This window comes from Geobacillus sp. LYN3 (genome assembly GCF_003064505.1).
In the GTDB taxonomy this organism is placed as follows: Bacteria; Bacillota; Bacilli; order Bacillales; family Anoxybacillaceae; genus Parageobacillus_B; species Parageobacillus_B toebii.
In genome coordinates this window covers 1-20,454 of sequence record NZ_QCWL01000001.1, presented here as the reverse complement: position 1 = coordinate 20,454, position 20,454 = coordinate 1, and the positions used below count along the sequence as shown (strand labels likewise).

Below are 20,454 nucleotides of genomic sequence, written 5' to 3'. Positions count from 1 at the left end.
AAGATCTCCCTTTTTTCATTAATAACCGTTGTGATATTTATACATCCATAATACTCCTGATTTTAACAATCTAGGGACTCTCCCGGTGATTGGACGATCAGCGAGAAGGCCGAATCCATGTTTTCTGCCGAGCGACCCGAGAATACCTTTTAATTTAATTGGCGGGAATTCGCTCGGTGGCTCTTCTCCTTTCCAACGTTTTTGTAATACTTGAACGATTTGCTCCGCTTGCCCTTCTGCAAGCTGCGCGCTTGGAGAGTGCGGCAAACTTGCGCAATCACCAACTACGTATACATTTTCATATCCAGGAATGTGATGTTGTTTCGTTAAAATAACACGGCCTTGTTTGTCTTTCTCTACTGGCAAGTTTCTGACGACACGGTTTGGCTGTATTCCCGCTGTCCATACAATGACATCGCAATGAACCGGATGATCGTGATTATAAAGAGTATGTTCTTCTACTTTTGTAATGTTAGAACCGCGAACGATTTCAATATCGTGTTGTTTAAACCAACTTTCCACATAGTTGCTGAGCCGTTTTGGAAACATTGGCAAAATTCGTTCTCCGCGGTCAAACAGTTTGATGTGCAAATCAGGGCGGCTTTCGGCTAATTCACTTGCTAATTCAACGCCGCTTAGTCCCGCACCGACAATTCCGACAATAGCGCCAGGCGGTAAATTATTTAATGCTTCGTATGCCGCTCGCGCTTTCTCAATCGATTGAATGCTATGTGTAAATGTTTCAGCGCCTGGGACGCCGTGGTATTTATCTTCACATCCTAATCCAATCACTAAATCATCATACTGGATACTGCTTCCATCTTGCAATTGTACGTTTTGATGGTTGAGATCAATGTTTACGACCTCACCGAAACGGTAGGTAAGACGCGGATGTTCTGGAAATGGAACGCGAATATGATGATCGCTAATCGTTCCTGCTGCGAGTGCATAATACTCTGTTTTTAAACAATGATATGGAATACGGTCGACGAGTGTAATGTGAACATCTTCTGGTAAATGGTTTGGGAGGAGGCGAAGCAAAATTCGCATATTTCCGTATCCTCCACCGAGCAGCACAAGGTGTCTCATTGTAAAATACCCCTTTTATCGTTTTATAAAACGCAAAATGCCATAAAAAAGTATAACGAAATTGTGGCAAAATAACAACAATTTTTCGGAAAGCATTGACAAAGGAAGAAGATATAATGGCAAACGAAGTGTCTGAATTGACGTTTCTAAAAAAAACCGTTACGATGAAAAACAGTAGGAAGGTGAGAAAACGATGATTCAGCCAATGATTGAGTTTTGCATCAGCAATTTAGCGAGCGGATCGCAAAAAGCGTTAGAAATACTAGAAAAGGATCCTAATTTGGATATTATAGAATACAGCTGTTTAAGCTACTGCACTCGATGTGCGGAAACTCTTTTCGCTTTAGTCAATGGCGAAATCGTAACCGGAGATACTCCTGAACAGCTAGTAGAAAATATTTATCGTTATTTAGAGGAAAATCCGATGTTTTGAACGAAAGGAAGCGGCTATATCGATTAGCCGCTGTTTTTATTAACTATTTTTACCGCACTTCGATCATTCTTGGAATATTATATGTATAGTATGTACTCGCTGTGACATAAAAAACGAGGATGTCCCATCAGACATCCTCTTTAAGGTGTATATTATGAAAAAACGGGGGATATTCTCATTGTGTCCCGTTTATTTTCGATTTATACTTATGTATAAAAAATTTTTTATTTCAAGGAGGAAATAATGAATAAATTTTCGTTTACAAAAATGCATGGGCTCGGCAATAGTTATATATATGTAAATATGTTTGAAGAAACAATTCCAGAATCATTATTATCGTCCTTAGCGGTGAAAGTATCCAACGTAAATACCGGAATCGGAGCGGATGGCATGATTCTCATTTGCCCGTCAGAAGTAGCTCCGGTAAAAATGCGGATTTTTAATAGCGACGGTTCTGAAGGGAAAAATTGCGGCAATGGCTTGCGTTGTGTCGCAAAATATGCATATGAGCATGGAATGGTAAAAGACCGATCCTTTTTTATTGAAACATTGTCCGGACTCGTGAAGGCAGAGGTTACCGTAGAAAATGGAGCCGTTACAAACGTTACCATTGATATGGGAAAGCCGCGTTTAAAGCGGAGCGAGATCCCGATGATTGGTCTGGATGCGGAACGAGTCGTTGCAGAACCGTTTGAAGTCGATGGAAAACAGTATGAAATTACAGCCGTTTCGATGGGAAACCCTCATGTCATTTTTTACGTGGATGATATCACAACAGCGCCGGTAACGACACTTGGTCCGATTGTGGAAAAGGACGAGCGGTTTCCTGAAGGGGTAAATGTCGAATTCGTCGAGGTGGTAAACGACCATGAACTCCATTTTCGCGTATGGGAGCGCGGCTCTGGAGTGACGCAAGCTTGCGGTACAGGGGCGTGTGCAGCTGTTGTTGCTTCCGTATTAAATGGAAAAACAGCGCGAAATAAAGAAACGGTCGTCCATTTGGCAGGCGGGGATTTAATCATTACATGGACAGATGAGGGAAATGTGCGGATGACAGGACCGGCGGAAACGATTTGTACAGGTGTGTATTACTATTAAATATTTGAGAAACATGTATGGAAAGCGATATACTATCCATAAGGAGGGATCGCAATGGCTGATATTATTACACTTACAGAAGCAGCTGCGTTTCAAATTAAAGATATGATGAAAGAACATGAGGAGGAAGGAGCATACCTTCGCATTGGAGTGAAAGGCGGCGGCTGCAGCGGTTTATCGTATGGAATGGGATTCGACCATGAGCGTCATGAAGACGATCATGAATTTGAACAGCATGGAATTAAAATTCTAGTCGATAAAGAAAGCGCGCCAATTTTACAAGGAACGGTGATTGACTATAAACAATCGTTAATGGGTGGCGGTTTTACGATTAACAATCCGAATGCGATTGCCACATGCGGTTGCGGTTCATCGTTTAGAACAGCAACGAATGCAGGCACGCCGGAACAGTGCTAATGATGCTCGCAAGCATTAGCGCAGGAAAATGTACAGTTAAGAGAACAAATCACGGCACGCAAACAGAAGGAAAATGGAAGTAATCTGTTCAAACTGGGCGCAACAAAGGGATGCTTTTTATACATAAAGCATCCCTTTCATTTTTGTGAACATAAAAGCAAATTAGAATAATGAAGTGGAGTGTGCCGGCTGCATTCTTGCTGTTGGGTCGATATACGTTTTTGCGCTGCTGATTGCGATCGGCGCTTCGCCGAATCCGCAAGCAATGAGTTTTATTTTTCCTTCATATGTGCATATATCGCCAGCAGCGTAAACGCCAGGAATATTTGTTTCCATTTTGGAGTTAACCTTTATGGAGTTTTTCTCAATTTCAAGTCCCCAGTTTTTAATTGGCCCAAGCGAAGAGATAAAGCCATAGTTCACAATCAGTGCATCGATTTCGATCGTTTCGCGAGAGCCGTCTTTCACATGCTCGATGACAACTTGGCGAATGCCGTCTTCGTCACCAATTAATTCCACAGGGACAAATGGAGTTTTCACATTGACTGTGGAATTCATCAATGTTTCCACACTATGTTCATGAGCGCGGAATTTATCGCGTCGATGTACAATCGTCACTTTTTCAGCGATTGGTTCTAGCATAAGCGACCAGTCCACAGCGGAATCTCCGCCGCCGCAAACGAGTACTTTTTGCCCTTTAAATTGATTTAAATCATTAATGAAGTAGTATAAATTTTTTCCTTCATATTGCGTTGCATTTTCTAATTCAAGGCGTCGAGGCTGGAAGGCGCCGTTTCCTGCGGTAATAACAACAGTTTTGGAATAATGTATTTCTTTGTTTGTCGTTAATTTAAATGTTCCATCTTCCAATTTTTCTAACATTTCCACTGATTGATCAAGACAAACAGTTGGTGAAAATTTCTCCATTTGTTCTTTTAAATGATCAATCAATTCTTGAGCACGTACTTTAGGAAATCCAGCAACATCATATATGTATTTTTCAGGATAAAGAGCAGACAGTTGTCCTCCTAATTGCGGCAAGCTTTCGATAATTTTTACGCTCATCTGCCTTAATCCCCCGTAAAAAGCGGCAAACAGCCCGACCGGTCCGCCTCCTATAATGGTAACATCATATATTTTTTGGTCTTCTTTCATTATCAAAGATTCCTCCCCCACAAATAAAATTACCCTCACCATCTTATCATACCATAAAAGCCATTTGTTATTTATGGGGATTTTTGTAGCTAATAAAAATATAAAAAACGCTTGAAAAGATTGAAAAAAAGGGCTAATATGTTTTGTGGATGCATTGTTAATTTTTTGTGACAATTGTTTAACATTTTTTTGACGATTAACGTGAATAATTTCACAAACTTTGCCCGATAAAAATGTGCATGGCGGCAAAATCTATAAACAAAATTACAAAAAAATTAAAAAGGATGGAAGTGATTTAATTGAAAAAACCAAATGTCGTCATTTTAGGTGCTGGTTATGGCGGTTTAATGACAACAGTACGTTTGCAAGAGCTTGTTGGGATCAATGAGGCGAGCATTACACTCGTGAACAAAAACGACTACCATTATGAAACAACATGGCTTCACGAAGCATCAGCCGGTACATTGCATCATGACCGAGTTCGTTATCCAATTAGCGATGTGATTGATCGCAATAAAGTGAAATTTGTGAAAGACACGGTTGTCAAAATAGTTCCTGATGAAAAGAAAGTGTTAATGAAAAATGGCGAACTCACCTATGATTATTTAGTTATTGCTCTTGGATTTGAATCAGAGACGTTTGGAATTAAAGGATTAAAAGAATACGCTTTTTCTATTTCAAACGTGAATGCTGCACGGCAAATTCGCGAACATATTGAGTATCAATTTGCTACGTATAATACAGAAGAAGAAAAGCGGGATGAGCGTTTAACGATTGTTGTTGGCGGTGCTGGATTTACAGGTATTGAGTTTTTAGGGGAATTAGTAAACCGTGTTCCTGAATTATGCCGCGAGTATGATATTGACCCGCATAAAGTTCGTATTATTTGTGTAGAGGCAGCGCCGACAGCGCTTCCAGGTTTTGATCCGGAACTGGTTGAATATGCGGTTAACCAATTAGAGCGTAAAGGCGTTGAATTTAAAATCGGCACTGCCATTAAAGAATGTACACCAGAAGGAATTATCGTAGCGAAAGGAGACGACATCGAAGAGATTAAAGCAGGCACAGTCGTATGGGCCGCTGGTGTACGCGGAAGCCATGTAATCGATGAGTCTGGCTTTGAAGCGATGCGCGGTCGTATTAAAGTGGACCCATTCTTGCGCGTTCCAGGACACGAAGATATTTTTGTCGTTGGTGACTGTTCGTTAATCATTAATGAAGAAACAAATCGCCCATATCCGCCAACGGCACAAATTGCTATGCAAGAAGGCGAAGTGTGCGCGAAAAACCTTGCTGTGCTAATTCGTCAGCAAGGAGAATTGCAGCCATTCCGTCCAGATATTAAAGGAACGGTTTGTTCGCTTGGCGAGGATGATGCGATTGGAGTTGTATTCGGCAAAAAAATTTGGGGAACAAAAGCAAGCTTTATGAAAAAAATGATCGACAATCGTGCTCTTTATTTAATTGGCGGTCCTTCGCTTGTAATGAAAAAAGGAAAATTTAAGTTCTTCTAATAGACGGGCAAACTTCAATGTTTGCCCTTTTTCAACATTTATATCATATTTATATACTGAAGCAACCTTTTCTTTTTTTAGCGAAAAATGGACGGTATTCGTACAAATGTAAATGTTTTTCGCATACGATTACTGTGCAAACCGATGAATTGTTTGCGGCTGAATTTTTAAGCAAACAAAGATTGAGAGAAGATCGACATACATCTCGGTTATTGCGATATTTATTGCAATTAGAACCATTTCACTATTTTCCGGCTCATGACGGACTCAATCCCGGGGAACCGTTTGGATACACAAAATATAGTTTATATTTCAAAAATTCGAAAGATTAAGGAATATGAAGAAAACAGAAGCATGCCACTGATGTATCCGTTTACATCACGATAAATGAGGAAAATCCCTCTTTTTCTTTTGAAAAAAATTTTGGTATATTATCAGAAAATTAGGGAAAATGGAGGGGCAAATATGAAACATACAGAACAAACGGTATGCCCATATTGCGAAGGAAACGGATACGTACAGCTTTTGTTAGGTGGATCGGAAACTTGTTATGGATGTTCAGGAAAAGGAACCGAACAAAAGAAGTAAGCCGTTTCTGAAAATTGACTCCCTTTATCCGATTCAGTACACTTAAAAAGGGTGTACTGGAGGTGATAATAGGGATGCAAATGAGCTTGCCTGTTGTACTAATTTCAATGCTTTTATTTTTTGTTTTATTTTTCGGCATTGGCTTTTTATTAAATATGTTGTTGCGTATGACTTGGATTATGGCAATTTTGTGCCCGATTGTATTTATGTTTATTATTGATGATATTCCGTGGACGCAATATTTTACAGATCCAGCAGCTTCCTTTGCAGCGTTAAAGCATAAAGTATTGTCGCTAGCTCCAGCGGATATTTTAATTTTAGCTAGCGGGTTTGCCGGTGCGCTTTGCGCTGGATTTGTCATTCGCGCGTTGCGTGCGAAAGGATACCAGATGTTTTAAGGCTTTCATGGTGATATGAAAGTCTTTTTTTTTTGCCTCACTTTTCTCACAATGAATATTTCTATTTTTTTGTGGAGATAAATAGAAATGTGAGAGGAGTGAGGAAATGGTTCTTCTAAAAAATATAATAAGAAGAATAACGATGTCATTATTGTTTGTAATGGCGCTACTAGCGACATTACAATCGATTTCAGGTGTCGAAGCGAAAACGATTTCTAACAGTTTGTATGATGCATCATCATTTTTCTACACAGATGACCATTTTTTTGACATATGGAATAAAGGACAATATGTTGCGATAGATAAACAGTGGAAGCATTACGAGAAACGGAATGAACCGAAAATTTCCTCGAAAAAGGCCATTAATCAGCCGCTTCGTCTTGAAGAAGCGATTGATTGGTCAAAATATCCATCCATGGTTGTTGTGGCGACAGGATATACGGCAGGAGTAGAGTCAACAGGAAAAACACCAGATCATCCGGAATATGGGATTACCTATTCCGGGGTGCGTGTGAAACGAGACTTATATTCAACCATTGCTGCGGATTTAAATATATTCCCGATCGGTACGATTCTTTTTATCCCTGGATATGGATATGGGGTCGTGGCCGATAAAGGAGGAGCGATTAAAGGAAATCGCCTTGATTTATATTATGATACGGTCGAGGATGTATATAAATATTGGGGTAAAAAGAAGGTACAAGTGTATATCGTGAAAAAGGGTGATGGGACGCTTTCCGAAGAAGAGTTAATACGACTAAATGAGGACGAAACAATGCAAGTGTTCAGGCAACAGTATTTACAATCGAAAAGTTAAGGGCGGACAAGCACCGCCCTTTATTTTGTTAACAATGGGTCAATCCCGTCATCAGGTGGGAAAACAGACGGATGCAACAAGGCGGCAAGTTTTTTTAGACCAAGCAAAAGCCGCGGAGAAGGACGGCAATATAACGATTCTTCGAGCAAGTAAATTCTCTCTGTAAGGATAGCGTCCACTTTCTCTGCATCAAGTCTATTTTTGACAGCATCTTTATTCATTTTTTTTGTCTGCACGCCAACCCAGACGAGGCAAATATGAGAAGGATTTCGCTTTATCACTTCATCCCAGTTGGTTTGCACGTTTGCTTGCTCGATATCGGCAAAAATATTCGTTGCCCCGGCTAGTTGGCTAATTTCTGTTAGCCAATTTGTTTTACCAGGTGTAAAAATCGGCCTTGGCCACCACTCCCAATACAGCCGCGCAGGATGCTTAATATTCGCGGACAGCTGGCGATATTTCTCTATAAACGAGTGATAGCGGCGAACGACGGCTTGTGCCGTTTCTTTTTGGCCAAGTGTTTCACCGAGACGGAGCAAATCATCTGCAATATCGTGCAATGAATTTGGCGCAAAAACGATGTAGGGAATGTTCCGTTTCTGCAGTTCTTGTACGTTTCGTTCCATACCTGGAACGCTTAAAGAAGCAAGCACTAAATCCGGTTTCATTGCTTCTACCTTTTCCATATCGATATTTAAGTCGGGACCGACTCTCGGGAGATGGCATACGGAAGATGGCCAATCGGAATGATTGTCTACGGCAATAAGGTGGTCGTGCATATCTAAATAAGCGAGCAATTCCGTGTTGCTTGGACAAAGCGAAATAAGTCTCATCGCACTTCTCCTTCCATTTGTCATTGGGGAACAATATGCTCCCTTCTTTTTTCATTCCACATGCGTATGCTGTTTCCTTGTGATATTTTGAAAAAAGGGGAGAAGATAAGATTGTCAACATTATCTACTGGAATTATGATGAGTTTGGAATGTCGAAATAGTCATTGTATTTCGATATAATGGAAAAAGAAACCGTATCGTAAGGAGAGATGATGAGATGTTTACCATTAAACAGCAGCTGTCCCTTGATACAACGCATGAAGTGCTAGTGGTTGGGATGTTTGAAAAAAATCAGCCGTTAGACGGAATTATTGCCGAATGTGACCGCCGCCTTGGCGGACAAGTATCGGTTTTGTTGAAAGAAGGGGATATTTCCGCCAAGAAAAAGCAAATTTCCAAAGTACATACTCTCAATCAAGCGGGAGTAAAACGACTTTATTTTGTCGGATTAGGAAAAGAAGAAGAGTTGACATTTGACTTATTGCGTGAAGCGTTTGGCAAGCTGTTTAAAACATTAAAACAAGCAAAACGAACGGAAGCGGCAATCGCTTTAGATACGTTTGTCACAAAAGATATTGACGCGAATGATGCAGCACATGCGCTTTCGGAAGCTTATTACCTTGCGACATACGAATTTCCTGGATATAAACAAAAAAAGAATGAACCAGAAAAACGGATCGAATCCATTACGATTTACACAGAAGCGGACCAAGCAGAAATCGAAGCAAGCGTGTTTGTCGGTTCTGTATACGGAAAGGCAACGAATTCTGCGCGCACGTTGGTCAACACTCCAAGCAACTTATTAACTGCGGCAGATTTAGCGAATTATGCGGTGGAATTGGCAAACAAATATGAGTTTGAATGTGAAATTCTTGAAAAAGAAGATATCGAAAAGCTCGGAATGGGAGCGTTTCTCGCTGTGAACCAAGGCTCCAAAAATCCGCCAAAAATGATCGTCCTCAAATACCAAGGGAAAGAAACGTGGGAAAACGTCATCGGGCTTGTCGGAAAAGGAGTGACGTTTGATACTGGCGGCTACTCCCTTAAACCACGTGAAAGCATGGTCGATATGAAAACAGATATGGCTGGTGCGGCGGCAGTGCTTGGCGCGATGGAAATTATCGGGGAGCTTCGGCCGGAACAAAATGTTGTTGCAGTCATTCCGGCTACTGATAACATGATCAGCGGTGAAGCGTTTAAACCGGATGATGTGATTACATCGATGAGCGGAAAAACGATTGAAGTAAAAAATACCGATGCAGAAGGCCGTCTTATTTTAGCAGATGCCATTACATATGCGAAACATCATGGCGCCAGCTATTTAATTGATGTCGCGACGCTAACGGGCGGTGTCATTGTAGCGCTTGGCGTTCATACAACGGGTGCGATGACCAATAACGAAGCGTTATTTGAGCAAGTGTTAGAAGCGTCTGCGGAAACAGGGGAGTTTATTTGGCGCTTGCCAATTACGGAAAAGGATAAGGAACGTGTACGCAGCAGTAAAATTGCAGACCTTAATAATTCACCAGGACGAGAAGGACATGCGATTATGGGCGGTGCGTTTCTCGGTGAATTTGCGGAAGATACACCGTGGGTTCATCTTGATATTGCGGGAACATCCGTTACTTCGAAAGAGCATGATCTCGGACCGTCTGGAGCTACTGGGGTAATGGTTCGCACGCTTGCGACGTTGGTGGAGCGATTCGAATAAGAATAATATGAAAAACGAAGCCGACTTGTATGGCTTCGTTTTCTTTTTGGAATGATATACTTAAAAAATATTTATAAAATGTTAAGGTAATGTAAATTTAGTGTAAATTTTTTATATGTTCATTGTAAATTCGACATTTATTGCTAAAATAAAACACGGTGATTCTACTTCTATACGTTAAATAATGGAGGTTTTCATATGATTTTTTCACCAAAAAAAGATGTCTTTTTTGATTTATTATTTACGATTTCCGAAAACGTCAAAGAGGCGGCGCAATATTTTGTCGAGTATAAAATCCGTAATGTCAGCGATTTGAAAGAATTTGCGCGTGTGATGAAAGAATATGAACGCAAGGGCGACTCCTATATTCATGAGCTTGTTGTCGAATTAAATAAAACGTTTATTACGCCAATTGAGCGCGAAGACATTCACCAATTAGCAATGAAGATGGATGATGTATTAGATGGACTAGAACAATGTTCCGCCCGCTTCGAAATGTTTTCATTTACGGAAATTGATGATCATATGGTGCAATTTTTTAATAATATTTATCAAAGCACGATTGAAATTGCCGATGCACTTAAACTGTTGTCTCATAAAAAGCTTCTCGATATGCGGACACATGCCATTAAAATTAAGGATTATGAGACAAAATGCGATGAAATTTTACGTGCTTCGATCAAAAATTTATTTGTAGTGCAAAAAGACCCGATTAAAATCATTCAATATAAAGAACTGTATGAAATGTTAGAAGAAATTGCGGATAGCTGCGAGGATGTGGCAAATACGATTGAAACAATCATCATGCGTAATGCGTAAAAGGGGACATCGTCTTTATGGATATGATACTTTTGCTTACTGTTCTTATTGTCGTTTTTGCATTAGCATTTGATTTTATTAACGGGTTTCATGATACTGCCAATGCCATTGCAACATCGGTATCAACAAGAGCATTAGCGCCACGACAAGCGATTATTTTAGCGGCGACAATGAACTTTATTGGCGCATTGACATTTACTGGTGTTGCAAAAACGATTACGAAAGATATTGTTGATCCATTCGCACTCGAGAACGGTTCCGTCGTCATTTTAGCGGCATTGACAGCAGCCATTGCGTGGAATTTAATTACGTGGTATTACGGAATTCCAAGCAGTTCTTCGCATGCGTTAATCGGTTCTATTGCGGGTGCCGCTGTTTCTGCAGCAGGGTTTGATGTTTTGCATTATAAAGGATTTTTCAAAATTTTAGAATCTCTTATTATCTCGCCATTTCTTGCTTTAGCAGTTGGTTTTATCATGATGAGTCTGTTTCGTGCCATTTTTAAAAACGCTAACTTGACGCGTACAACGAAAGGATTTCGCATGTTTCAAGTCGTAACTGCTGCTCTTCAAGCGTATACGCACGGAACAAACGATGCGCAAAAGACGATGGGGATCATCACGATGGCGCTTATTGCCGCAAATTATCATACATCGACAGATATTCCGGAATGGGTTAGAATCTCTGCAGCGACGGCCATGGGGCTTGGAACCGCAGTAGGTGGATGGAAAATTATTAAAACGGTTGGGGGAAAAATTATGAAAATCCGCCCAATCAACGGGGCGGCGGCAGATTTATCGTCCGCTCTGATCATTTTTGGCGCCACCACGATTCACTTGCCTGTTAGTACGACCCATGTTATTTCTTCCGCAATCATGGGGGTTGGTGCGGCACAACGAGTTAAAGGCGTTAAATGGGGTGTGGCGCAGCGCATTGTATTAACATGGATTATTACGTTGCCTGTTTCTGCACTTATTGCTGGATTTGTCTATCAAATCTTTAGATTGTTTTTTTAAAAAACGTGCATGTATTCACATGCACGTTTTTTTTATGAAAAGTTTTTATGGGAGCGTTACTCTATGCCACGCGTTGATGGTATGAGGCGGATTTACGGACAGACATATAAATTCGCGGTGAAAGGATGCCAGCGATCACGGATAAAATAATGTCTTTTGGAAGCGGGACGATCATCCAACTCCATGCCAAAGCATAGGAAAATCCTTTAGGCGCTTCCGCCCAAAATTTATAAGCGACATACATCCAGTTGGTGCCGATCAGATAGTTAATGGCCATACCAGCGAGCGTAGCAGCGATAAATCGAACAACGGACGGATTTCCGTTTCCCCGTTCAATCATCCATCCTGTTACATAAGCAGCAAAAATGAACGATATAATAAATCCAAACGTTGGTCTGGCAACGCTGCCAAATCCTCCGCCAAACTGTGCAAACACAGGAGCGCCGAATAGCCCAATGAGCATATAAACAATCATTGCTACTGCTCCCAATCTTCGCCCTAAAATTGCGCCAGCAAGCACGCAAAAAAACGTTTGTAATGTAATCGGAACACCGCCGATAACTAGAAATGGCGCCCACGACGTAATATTTGCTCCAATTGCCATTAATGCTGCAAACATGCCGACTAATGTTAAGTCAATAGCTCGCCATTTTGGGCGTGTTTCTTTCATATGTAAACCTCCTTTTATTTATCGGTTAACAAAATCGTACCGAACAATGTTTTTTATGTCAACTATAATATTTTTTCAGTATGCACATAACAAATCATCTCAATGGAGACTTTATACAAAAGTTGGATTAACAGGCGGATACTGCCTTATCGGACTTATCGGATAGGATAAGGGAAATGAGGCATAAAACATGGTGGTGTTCCCCCTTATTAGTGAATAATCTATATTACTATATGTGCATTGCGGGAGAACGGAATGAAAAATGGAAGAGTTTTTTATTTTTTGCCAACCTTAGAGCAATGAAATGGGAGTTGTTTCGTCAATTATAACATGGTTAAGAGAAAATCGCGTCGCTTCATGAAGGGGCAAAAAGGGGAAACGTGTATCGCTGTTGGACAACCCCCACTGGTTTAGTCAATGAGAGCAAGCTGAATTGAACAAAAAGACATTCAAATGTTATCATAAAATAAAACGCAATTCATTCATAAGGAAAAACGTAAATAATATAGACATGATAACGAACGACCATTTATGGAATGGGGAAAGATGAATGGTAGTGTATATCGACAACATGCAAGGCAGAATAGTAGTCAGAAGCACATTTCACTATTTCTTATAATTAAAATAGGCATGTTTGCTGCATTGGCCTCACTTCAAATAGTTAGCAAAAGGTTATTGTATATAAAATATGGCGGTGAGGCAGCTAAAGTAATATAAGTTAGGAGGATTAAGCGGTGTCGATGTTGCATTGGGCAATTATATCTCCATTTTTATTAGCTATTTTTGTTCCGTTTCTGTATAAGTATGTTCGCCCTATTCATACCGGTTTGTTTATTTTGCCTTTGCCTATCATCTTATTTATCTACTTTATTCAGTATATTTCGATTACAGAGAAATATGGCACACAAATAGAAACCGTACCTTGGATTCCCTCTCTAGGATTGGATTTTACTGCTTATGTAGACGGGTTAGGTTTATTATTCGCACTCTTAATTACAGGAATTGGTTCCCTTGTTATTTTATATTCGGTTTATTATTTATCAAAAGAAAAAGAAAAGCTTCATCATTTTTATGTATATTTGCTTTTATTTATGGGAGCGATGCTCGGCGTCGTTCTTTCCGATAATTTAATGGTGCTGTATTTGTTTTGGGAATTAACTTCGCTTTCTTCTTTCTTATTAATTGGCTATTGGAATGAGCGTGAACGCTCCCGTTACGGGGCGCAGAAATCGATGTTGATTACGATTTTTGGCGGACTTGCCTTGCTTGGGGGCTTTTTGCTGCTGTCCGTCATGGGAGGAACGTATAGCATACGCGAATTAGCTGCCCAATCTTCTGAGCTGGCAGGCCATTCGCTGTTTGTGCCGGCGTTATTGCTAATTTTGTTAGGGGCTTTTACAAAATCTGCGCAGTTTCCGTTTTATATTTGGCTTCCTGATGCCATGGAAGCGCCAACGCCAGTAAGTGCATACTTGCATTCCGCAACGATGGTGAAAGCAGGGATTTACTTAGTTGCGCGCTTAACGCCAATATTCGCCGTATCGCCGTTATGGATTTGGCTAGTTGGCGGAATAGGAATTTTGACACTGTTTTGGGCGTCGTTTCACGCTCCACGGCAGACGGATCTCAAAGGTATATTAGCGTATTCTACCGTTAGCCAGCTCGGCTTAATCATGTCGCTGCTTGGTGTTGGAGCGCTCTCGTTTCATTACGATACTATTGATGACAATATATATATAATCGCGACGGTGGCGGCAGTGTTCCATTTGATTAACCATGCGACGTTTAAAGGAAGCTTGTTTATGGTCGTAGGCATTGTTGACCATGAAACAGGGACGAGAGATGTTCGTCGTCTCGGCGGTTTAATGACGGTGATGCCAATCACATTTACAGTTGCGTTGATTGGTGCGCTATCGATGGCGGGAATGCCACCGTTTAATGGATTTTTAAGCAAAGAAATGTTTTTTACGGCAATGGTTCGGGTGCTGCAGGCGGACATTTTTTCGCTTGATACATGGGGAATTTTATTCCCGGTTATTGCATGGATTGCTAGCGTTTTTACGTTCTTGTACAGCTTTTTGTTACTCGGCAGAACGTTTTTCGGCTCCTATCAGCCTGAACAATTGCCGAAGAAACCGCACGAAGCGCCGTTAGGAATGCTTATTGCTCCGGTTGTTCTCGCGCTTCTCGTCATCGTATTTGGACTTTTCCCAAACATGTTGTCACATACGCTCATCGCTCCAGCTGCTGATGCGATTTTAACCGGTCCATTTCGCACGGAAGGATCGGCGCTGCACATTAGCCACTGGCACGGATGGACCATTGAGCTATGGATGACGATTGGCGTTATTGTACTTGGGACAATGTTGTACAAGACATTTCCAAGATGGAAAAGTCTATATCAAAAATTTCCGAAGCGTCTTTCTCTTAATCATCTGTATGACCGTATGGTAGATGGAATGGAGAGAGGATCGTACACGTTAACCGAAAGCTATATGACAGGCTATATCCGTACTTACTTTGTGTATATTCTCTCCGCTTTCATTGCGTTGCTCGCTTTCTCCATCTTGGTGAAAGGAAAATGGCATATTTCAACTGATCATTTGGCACCAGTAGGGGCTCATGAACTTGTATTATCACTAATTATCATCGCTGGAACCATCACTACTATCATGGCTAAATCACGTTTAACCGCCATTATTGCACTTGGTTCCGTCGGCTATACGGTCACTCTTTTCTTCGTATTGTTCCGTGCACCGGATTTAGCGTTGACGCAGTTAGTCATTGAAACGATTTCCGTCTCGCTATTTTTGCTTTGCTTTTATCACCTGCCACAGCTCAGCCGTCATGAAAAAGGGATTCGTTTTAGATTGGGAAATGCCCTCATTTCCATAGGGGTCGGAGTGATAGTTAGCTTGATCGCTTTACTTTCCTATAGCCAAAAAAATTTCGACACCATTGCCCAATATTATGTGGAAAATACGTATGAAAAAGCCGCGGGAAAAAATATGGTCAATGTCATTTTAGTTGATTTCCGGGGTTTTGATACGATGTTTGAAATATGTGTGCTCGGTATTGCAGCTTTGGGCATTTACGTGATGGTCAAACTACGAATGTCGAAAGGAGAGAAATAGTGAAAACGAACGACGTTATTTTGCGGACGTTGACCTGTGTCGTGACGTTTATTATCATCTTATTTTCCATTCATCTCTTTTTTGCGGGGCATTATCATCCAGGCGGGGGATTTATTGCCGGGCTAATGACTTCCGGCGCCATCGTGTTGTTGCTTTTGACGTTTGATATAAAGACAGTTCGATCAATGATTCCGGTTGATTATAAAATTTTAATCGGTGTTGGGCTTTTATTTGCTGTCGGTACGGGAATAGGGGGACTTGTTTTTAATGTCCCCTTTTTAACCCATGCTCACCATCACTTTCATCTCCCGCTGTTAGGCCAAACATCGCTGCATACCGCTGTTCTTTTCGACTTAGGCGTATATCTTGTCGTTATCGGAACTACGATGACCATTATTGAAACGATAGGAGAGAGCGATTAATGGAAATTGTCATGATCATTGTCATTGGCTGTTTGTTTGCCGGGGCTACTTATCTCATATTGAGTAAAAGTTTGCTCCGAATTATTATCGGAACCGGTTTACTAAGTCATGGAGCACATTTACTGTTGTTAACAATGGGGGGATTAAAGGCTGGGGCCCCGCCTCTATTAGAAGAACAGGCGAAACAATATGTGGATCCAATACCACAAGCGCTCATTTTGACAGCGATTGTGATCAGCTTTGGTGTAACTGCCTTTTTTCTAGTTCTCGCTTATCGTTCATATCAAGAGATTGGAACGGATAATATTGAAAAAATGAGGGGAAAGGAAGAAGATGATTAATTTACTGATATTGCCAATAATCATTCCATTAGTTACTGCTATTGTCCTAATTTTTTTCGCGAAGAATATTTCTGCTCAAAAAGCGATATCCGTTTTTGGAGCATTAGGAATGATATTCGCTAGCATCATGCTAGTACGCCGTGTTCATACGGAAGGAATACAAACGTTGGATATCGGAAACTGGCCTGCTCCATTCGGTATTACGCTTGTATCGGATATGCTGTCTGCCATGCTTGTATTGACGACAAGCATCATTGCGTTTGCCTGCTTGCTTTATTCTTTTGCCACCATTGGCCGCAGCCGCGAATCATTTTATTACTATTCGTTCTTCTATTTTTTGCTTGTTGGTATTAATGGTGCGTTTACAACCGGAGATATTTTTAACTTGTTTGTTTTTTACGAAGTGATGCTTATATCTTCGTATGTTCTTCTTGTATTGGGAGGAACGAAAATACAGTTGCGGGAAACGATTAAGTATATGCTCGTCAATGTTTTTTCATCCGCTCTATTCGTTATTGCTGTGGGATATTTATACGCTGTAACTGGAACGTTAAACATGGCCCACCTTTCTGTTCGTGTAGCCGAGGTGGAAAATCAGTCTATTTTAACGGTGATTGCTATTTTGTTTCTTATCGTTTTCGGGTTAAAAGGAGCGATTTTCCCGTTTTATTTCTGGCTTCCAGGGTCGTATTCCGCTCCGCCATCCGCTGTTTTGGCTCTTTTCGGCGGCCTTCTTACGAAAGTAGGAGTATATTCAATTTTACGTACATTTACTCTTATTTTTCATCATGATGTAGGTTATACGCACACTATTTTAGCATGGTTGTCCATTGGAACAATTGTTGTCGGAGTCATCGGGGCAATTGCTTATCGTGATTTGCGGCAAATCGTTATTTATAACATTATTGCGGCGGTCGGTGTCATGACGTTTGGGATTTCACTGATGACGAACGAAAGTTTGGAAGGTACTGTCTTTTATTTACTGCAAGATATGGTGATGAAAACAACGATGTTTTTGATTATTGGAGCGATTGCGTATGTTACGGGAACGAATCAGTTGAATCAATTTAGTGGATTAATGAAAACCTATCCGCTGTTAGGATGGATGGTGTTTCTTTCTGCTCTCGCGCTTGCAGGCATCCCGCCGTTCAGCGGCTTTATAGGAAAAGCGCTTATTGTTCGCTCCAGTTTTGCTGACGGCCAGCTTCTTTCTGCTCTCGTTATTTTGCTGTCGAGTTTGTTCGTGCTCTATTCTATTATGAAAATTTTTGTTTATGGATGTTGGGGCGAACAAAAAGGATATGAAGCAAAAGAAATTCGCACACTTTATATTCCTATCGCTATGTTGCTAGGATTGACGGTTTTATATGGAGTCGGAATTGAATTTGTTCGTCCGTTCGTGTCACAAGCCATATCGGTGCTAGCGGATCCAGCGATTTATATCGAGTCGGTGTTAAAGGAGTAGAGACGAATGGCATTACAAATATTGCTGAATGTTTTATTAGCATTTGTCTGGATGTTTCTTTCCGCTTCGTTTAATGCTTCCACCTTCATTGTCGGGTACATTCTTGGTTTACTGATTATTTTCATGTTAAGAAGATATTTTCACTCTCGTTTCTATGTCATCCCTTTTCTTGTGATATGCAAGCTTATTCTTATCTTTTTGAAAGAACTGTTGTTGTCGAATATCGCTGTCCTAAAAGTGATATTAGCCCCGTCAATGAATATTCAACCGTGTATTTTCGCGCTGCCGCTTGAGGTAAAAAAAGACTGGGAAATCACGGTGCTATCTAACTTAATTACGTTAACTCCCGGAACGCTCGTTGTAGATGTGTCGGAAGACGGTAATACGCTCTATGTCCACGCACTTGATGCTCCTAATGTCGAGGAGACGATTAAACAAATAAAAGAATCGTTTGAAAAGACGATTCTGGAGGTGAGCAAATGACGGTTATTTTTAATATTGCGCTCGTTATCCTGTCCATTGCCATGTTTTGTTTTCTTTATCGGGTTGTGAAAGGGCCGAGCGTTGCTGACCGAGTGATTGCACTTGATGCAATGGGAATTTGTTTGGCAGGAATTGTAGCGATTTTCTCCATCATATTAGAAACGAGTGCGTTTCTTGAAGTGATTTTGTTAATTGGTATTTTAGCTTTCCTTGGAACGGTGGCGTTCGCAAAATTTTTACAGAAAGGTGTGGTCATCGAACGTGAAAGGGATCGCTGATGCAGTTGTTATTTTCTTCGTGGTTGTTGGTGCTATTTTAGTGTTAATTTCAGCTATCGGCGCGATTCGGCTGCCAGATGTGTATACAAGAAGCCATGCTATCAGTAAAAGCACCACACTTGGGATTATGTTTATTTTACTTGGCACGTGTTTTCATTTTTTCATCCAGGAAGGTCATTTTAATTCCCGTCTTTTATTAGCAATTGTCTTCATTTTTATGACCTCTCCAGTTGCAGCGCATTTTATCAGCCGTGCCGCTTATTATTCCGGGGTTGAACTATGGGAAAGAACCGTTCGGGACGATCTCCGCAATCAGAAGGAATAAAGGCGGCTCTCCCAATGGCAAGCGAATAGGCTTAATAAAGGCGCACTTGCACTGTTTCATCACAGGGGGCTGTAAAAAAGTCCCTTTTTTTCTTTTTGAAGAAATATCCGTTTCGTTGAAACGAATCAAGAAGAAGCCCTTTAATAAAAATCACGAGAACATCCGCCGGAAGCCCACTGCTTTAGCTGTGGAAGGAAGGCGGGGGTTATATTTTTAGTATATATTGAATTTTTCGTTCAACATAAGTACACTGGATTTAGAAAGGTAGGTGAATCAAGAATGCTCTGCACTCTCAAGATTAAATTAATGCCAACTCTTGAACAGTTTCATGCGCTGCTGGAAACAATGAAACGGTTTAACCAAGCATGCAACTATATTAGCGAGATTGCTTTTCGCTCCAGAACCTTTTCCAAAACGAAAATCCAGCGGCTTTGCTACTATGACGTCAGGGAAAAATTTGGCCTCTCTGCCCAAATGACCGTTCGTGCCATCGGCAAAGTGTCGGAAAGCTATCGTTTGGATAAAAAAAACTCAGCTCTGAGGAGTAAAAATTCTTCGAGATAAATTGAACTTCTAGCCCCCAAATTTTGATAAATATGCGATNAAAAAACCTTGCATAACTTTAAAGAAACCGGTGCCATCGTGTATGATGAAAGAATCCTGTCCTTTAAAGGGTTAGAGTATGCTTCCATCCTTACCTTGCAAGGAAGAATGGAAATCCCTATGGTCATTAGCCGCTACCATCAAGGTTTGCTGTGCGGCAACCGTGTTCGGGGTCAAGCCGATTTAGTCCTTCAAAACGGTATTTTTTATTTACTGCTCGTGGTGGACGTTCCCGAAGGCCAGCCCAATTCCGAAAACGGATTTATCGGTGTGGACCTTGGCATCATGAATATCGCCGTCGATAGCACCGGTGAGGTATTTTCCGGCTCGAAGGTCAACGGGCTGCGCCGCCGCCATGCGAAACTTCGCGCCAAACTCCAAAAGAAAGGCACCAAGTCAGCGAAACGCCTGCTTAAAAAGCGTTCCAAGAAGGAAAAACTATTTGCCCGTGATGTGAACCACTGCATTAGCAAGAAGATTGTTGAAAAGGCAAAGGCACTCGGATGCGGCATTGCCCTTGAAGATTTAAAGGGCATCCGCCAACGCACCGAGAAAACGGTTAAAAAGCAACAGCGTCGTCAACACTCTTCTTGGTCTTTTTATCAGTTGAGAAAGTTTATTGAGTATAAAGCGGCGATCGCTGGCGTGCCGGTGGTATAAGTTCATCCAAAAAATACTTCCCGCACCTGTCCGGTTTGCGGACATGTGGCCAAAGAAAACAGACCGTCAAGGGATCAGTTTTGTTGTCGAGCTTGTGGGTACGCTGCCCCTGCCGACAACGTGGCTGCGGAAAACATCCGCAGGGCTGCTGTCAACCAGCCGAACGCGGCAGCCAATTAGGCTAG

The 20,454-nt window shown here is 41.2% G+C and carries 21 protein-coding genes and 2 pseudogenes; 19 read left to right on the top strand and 4 right to left on the bottom strand.

All coding sequences use genetic code 11. The features are described 5' to 3' along the window. Positions 1–18: 18 nt before the first annotated feature. Entirely contained in the window at positions 19–1,089 is a 1,071-nt protein-coding gene (locus tag DCC82_RS00110) for an NAD(P)/FAD-dependent oxidoreductase (RefSeq protein WP_097353805.1), read from the bottom strand. A 193-nt stretch (positions 1,090–1,282) separates the two neighbouring features. Between DCC82_RS00110 and DCC82_RS00105 the strand changes: the two genes are divergently transcribed. The 3 genes from DCC82_RS00105 (at position 1,283) to DCC82_RS00095 (ending at position 3,037) form a co-directional block, all read left to right on the top strand. Then, positions 1,283–1,522 carry a YuzB family protein gene (locus DCC82_RS00105; protein WP_015864962.1) on the top strand — a complete coding sequence of 80 codons (240 nt, stop codon included), beginning with the start codon at positions 1,283–1,285 and terminating at the stop codon, positions 1,520–1,522. A gap of 243 nt (positions 1,523–1,765) precedes the next feature. Continuing rightward, complete coding sequence (gene dapF / locus DCC82_RS00100) at positions 1,766–2,620, top strand: diaminopimelate epimerase (RefSeq protein ID WP_015864961.1); 855 nt, start codon at positions 1,766–1,768, stop codon at positions 2,618–2,620. Positions 2,621–2,674: 54 nt separating this feature from the next. Beyond that, entirely contained in the window at positions 2,675–3,037 is a 363-nt protein-coding gene (locus tag DCC82_RS00095) for a HesB/IscA family protein (protein WP_015864960.1), read from the top strand. A gap of 162 nt (positions 3,038–3,199) precedes the next feature. On the opposite strand, the gene DCC82_RS00090 is transcribed toward DCC82_RS00095, so the two are convergent. After that, positions 3,200–4,192, bottom strand: a complete 993-nt coding sequence (locus tag DCC82_RS00090) for an NAD(P)/FAD-dependent oxidoreductase (RefSeq protein WP_015864959.1) — start codon at positions 4,190–4,192, stop codon at positions 3,200–3,202. 299 nt (positions 4,193–4,491) lie between these two features. On the opposite strand from DCC82_RS00090, the gene DCC82_RS00085 reads away from it, so the two are divergent. The 5 genes and pseudogenes from DCC82_RS00085 (at position 4,492) to DCC82_RS00070 (ending at position 7,509) form a co-directional block, all read left to right on the top strand. Continuing rightward, positions 4,492–5,706: an NAD(P)/FAD-dependent oxidoreductase gene (locus tag DCC82_RS00085; protein ID WP_097353804.1), complete on the top strand. Its 1,215-nt coding sequence runs from the start codon at positions 4,492–4,494 to the stop codon at positions 5,704–5,706. Between the two features lie 119 nt (positions 5,707–5,825). Beyond that, a pseudogene (locus tag DCC82_RS17810) lies at positions 5,826–6,038 on the top strand (NUDIX hydrolase); the annotation flags it as partial. A 133-nt stretch (positions 6,039–6,171) separates the two neighbouring features. Next, positions 6,172–6,294 carry a YuiA family protein gene (locus DCC82_RS17395; protein WP_015864957.1) on the top strand — a complete coding sequence of 41 codons (123 nt, stop codon included), beginning with the start codon at positions 6,172–6,174 and terminating at the stop codon, positions 6,292–6,294. A 74-nt stretch (positions 6,295–6,368) separates the two neighbouring features. Next, complete coding sequence (locus DCC82_RS00075; RefSeq protein WP_097353803.1) at positions 6,369–6,692, top strand: YuiB family protein; 324 nt, start codon at positions 6,369–6,371, stop codon at positions 6,690–6,692. Between the two features lie 106 nt (positions 6,693–6,798). Then, on the top strand, positions 6,799–7,509 hold the full coding sequence (locus DCC82_RS00070) for a 3D domain-containing protein (RefSeq protein ID WP_097353802.1): 711 nt from the start codon (positions 6,799–6,801) through the stop codon (positions 7,507–7,509). 20 nt (positions 7,510–7,529) lie between these two features. Here the strand turns inward: DCC82_RS00070 and DCC82_RS00065 are convergent, their stop codons facing one another. Next, positions 7,530–8,342, bottom strand: coding sequence for a cobalamin-binding protein (locus DCC82_RS00065; RefSeq protein WP_097353801.1), 813 nt, complete (start codon positions 8,340–8,342; stop codon positions 7,530–7,532). A 217-nt stretch (positions 8,343–8,559) separates the two neighbouring features. Between DCC82_RS00065 and DCC82_RS00060 the strand changes: the two genes are divergently transcribed. From DCC82_RS00060 to DCC82_RS00050, 3 genes are all read left to right on the top strand, one after another. Beyond that, positions 8,560–10,053, top strand: a complete 1,494-nt coding sequence (locus tag DCC82_RS00060) for a leucyl aminopeptidase (RefSeq protein WP_097353800.1) — start codon at positions 8,560–8,562, stop codon at positions 10,051–10,053. Positions 10,054–10,251: 198 nt separating this feature from the next. Then, the gene (locus DCC82_RS00055) at positions 10,252–10,872 is read left to right on the top strand and encodes a DUF47 domain-containing protein (protein WP_015864952.1); all 621 of its coding nucleotides are present in this window, start codon (positions 10,252–10,254) and stop codon (positions 10,870–10,872) included. A 17-nt stretch (positions 10,873–10,889) separates the two neighbouring features. Beyond that, the gene (locus DCC82_RS00050) at positions 10,890–11,888 is read left to right on the top strand and encodes an inorganic phosphate transporter (RefSeq protein WP_097353799.1); all 999 of its coding nucleotides are present in this window, start codon (positions 10,890–10,892) and stop codon (positions 11,886–11,888) included. Positions 11,889–11,949: 61 nt separating this feature from the next. On the opposite strand, the gene DCC82_RS00045 is transcribed toward DCC82_RS00050, so the two are convergent. Next, complete coding sequence (locus tag DCC82_RS00045; protein WP_097353798.1) at positions 11,950–12,558, bottom strand: biotin transporter BioY; 609 nt, start codon at positions 12,556–12,558, stop codon at positions 11,950–11,952. Between the two features lie 734 nt (positions 12,559–13,292). Here DCC82_RS00045 and DCC82_RS00040 point away from each other — a divergent pair. The 8 genes and pseudogenes from DCC82_RS00040 (at position 13,293) to DCC82_RS18630 (ending at position 20,449) form a co-directional block, all read left to right on the top strand. Beyond that, positions 13,293–15,692, top strand: coding sequence for a Na+/H+ antiporter subunit A (locus DCC82_RS00040; RefSeq protein ID WP_015864949.1), 2,400 nt, complete (start codon positions 13,293–13,295; stop codon positions 15,690–15,692). Further along, entirely contained in the window at positions 15,692–16,114 is a 423-nt protein-coding gene (locus DCC82_RS00035; RefSeq protein WP_015864948.1) for a Na(+)/H(+) antiporter subunit B, read from the top strand. The genes DCC82_RS00040 and DCC82_RS00035 overlap by 1 nt, the downstream gene beginning before the upstream one ends. After that, positions 16,114–16,455 (top strand): Na(+)/H(+) antiporter subunit C, encoded by a 342-nt coding sequence (locus DCC82_RS00030; protein WP_015864947.1) that lies wholly within the window; start codon positions 16,114–16,116, stop codon positions 16,453–16,455. Before DCC82_RS00035 ends, DCC82_RS00030 begins: the two co-directional genes overlap by 1 nt. Further along, complete coding sequence (locus DCC82_RS00025; protein WP_015864946.1) at positions 16,448–17,920, top strand: Na+/H+ antiporter subunit D; 1,473 nt, start codon at positions 16,448–16,450, stop codon at positions 17,918–17,920. The genes DCC82_RS00030 and DCC82_RS00025 overlap by 8 nt, the downstream gene beginning before the upstream one ends. A gap of 6 nt (positions 17,921–17,926) precedes the next feature. Next, positions 17,927–18,403, top strand: a complete 477-nt coding sequence (locus DCC82_RS00020) for a Na+/H+ antiporter subunit E (protein WP_015864945.1) — start codon at positions 17,927–17,929, stop codon at positions 18,401–18,403. Next, the gene (locus tag DCC82_RS00015) at positions 18,400–18,681 is read left to right on the top strand and encodes a Na(+)/H(+) antiporter subunit F1 (protein WP_015864944.1); all 282 of its coding nucleotides are present in this window, start codon (positions 18,400–18,402) and stop codon (positions 18,679–18,681) included. Before DCC82_RS00020 ends, DCC82_RS00015 begins: the two co-directional genes overlap by 4 nt. Further along, positions 18,665–19,006: a monovalent cation/H(+) antiporter subunit G gene (mnhG, locus tag DCC82_RS00010; RefSeq protein ID WP_015864943.1), complete on the top strand. Its 342-nt coding sequence runs from the start codon at positions 18,665–18,667 to the stop codon at positions 19,004–19,006. Before DCC82_RS00015 ends, mnhG begins: the two co-directional genes overlap by 17 nt. 279 nt (positions 19,007–19,285) lie before the next feature. Beyond that, a pseudogene (locus tag DCC82_RS18630) lies at positions 19,286–20,449 on the top strand (RNA-guided endonuclease InsQ/TnpB family protein). Positions 20,450–20,454: the final 5 nt, after the last annotated feature.

Excerpts from the sequence above, each read along its gene's own strand:
- DCC82_RS00110 (WP_097353805.1), bottom strand. The coding sequence starts at position 1,089 with ATGAGACACCTTGTGCTGCTCGGTGGAGGATACGGAAATATGCGAATT.
- DCC82_RS00105 (WP_015864962.1), top strand. The coding sequence starts at position 1,283 with ATGATTCAGCCAATGATTGAGTTTTGCATCAGCAATTTAGCGAGCGGA.
- dapF (WP_015864961.1), top strand. The coding sequence starts at position 1,766 with ATGAATAAATTTTCGTTTACAAAAATGCATGGGCTCGGCAATAGTTAT.
- DCC82_RS00095 (WP_015864960.1), top strand. The coding sequence starts at position 2,675 with ATGGCTGATATTATTACACTTACAGAAGCAGCTGCGTTTCAAATTAAA.
- DCC82_RS00090 (WP_015864959.1), bottom strand. The coding sequence starts at position 4,192 with ATGAAAGAAGACCAAAAAATATATGATGTTACCATTATAGGAGGCGGA.
- DCC82_RS17395 (WP_015864957.1), top strand. The coding sequence starts at position 6,172 with ATGAAACATACAGAACAAACGGTATGCCCATATTGCGAAGGAAACGGA.
- DCC82_RS00075 (WP_097353803.1), top strand. The coding sequence starts at position 6,369 with ATGCAAATGAGCTTGCCTGTTGTACTAATTTCAATGCTTTTATTTTTT.
- DCC82_RS00070 (WP_097353802.1), top strand. The coding sequence starts at position 6,799 with ATGGTTCTTCTAAAAAATATAATAAGAAGAATAACGATGTCATTATTG.
- DCC82_RS00065 (WP_097353801.1), bottom strand. The coding sequence starts at position 8,342 with ATGAGACTTATTTCGCTTTGTCCAAGCAACACGGAATTGCTCGCTTAT.
- DCC82_RS00060 (WP_097353800.1), top strand. The coding sequence starts at position 8,560 with ATGTTTACCATTAAACAGCAGCTGTCCCTTGATACAACGCATGAAGTG.
- DCC82_RS00055 (WP_015864952.1), top strand. The coding sequence starts at position 10,252 with ATGATTTTTTCACCAAAAAAAGATGTCTTTTTTGATTTATTATTTACG.
- DCC82_RS00050 (WP_097353799.1), top strand. The coding sequence starts at position 10,890 with ATGGATATGATACTTTTGCTTACTGTTCTTATTGTCGTTTTTGCATTA.
- DCC82_RS00045 (WP_097353798.1), bottom strand. The coding sequence starts at position 12,558 with ATGAAAGAAACACGCCCAAAATGGCGAGCTATTGACTTAACATTAGTC.
- DCC82_RS00030 (WP_015864947.1), top strand. The coding sequence starts at position 16,114 with ATGGAAATTGTCATGATCATTGTCATTGGCTGTTTGTTTGCCGGGGCT.
- DCC82_RS00025 (WP_015864946.1), top strand. The coding sequence starts at position 16,448 with ATGATTAATTTACTGATATTGCCAATAATCATTCCATTAGTTACTGCT.
- DCC82_RS00020 (WP_015864945.1), top strand. The coding sequence starts at position 17,927 with ATGGCATTACAAATATTGCTGAATGTTTTATTAGCATTTGTCTGGATG.
- DCC82_RS00015 (WP_015864944.1), top strand. The coding sequence starts at position 18,400 with ATGACGGTTATTTTTAATATTGCGCTCGTTATCCTGTCCATTGCCATG.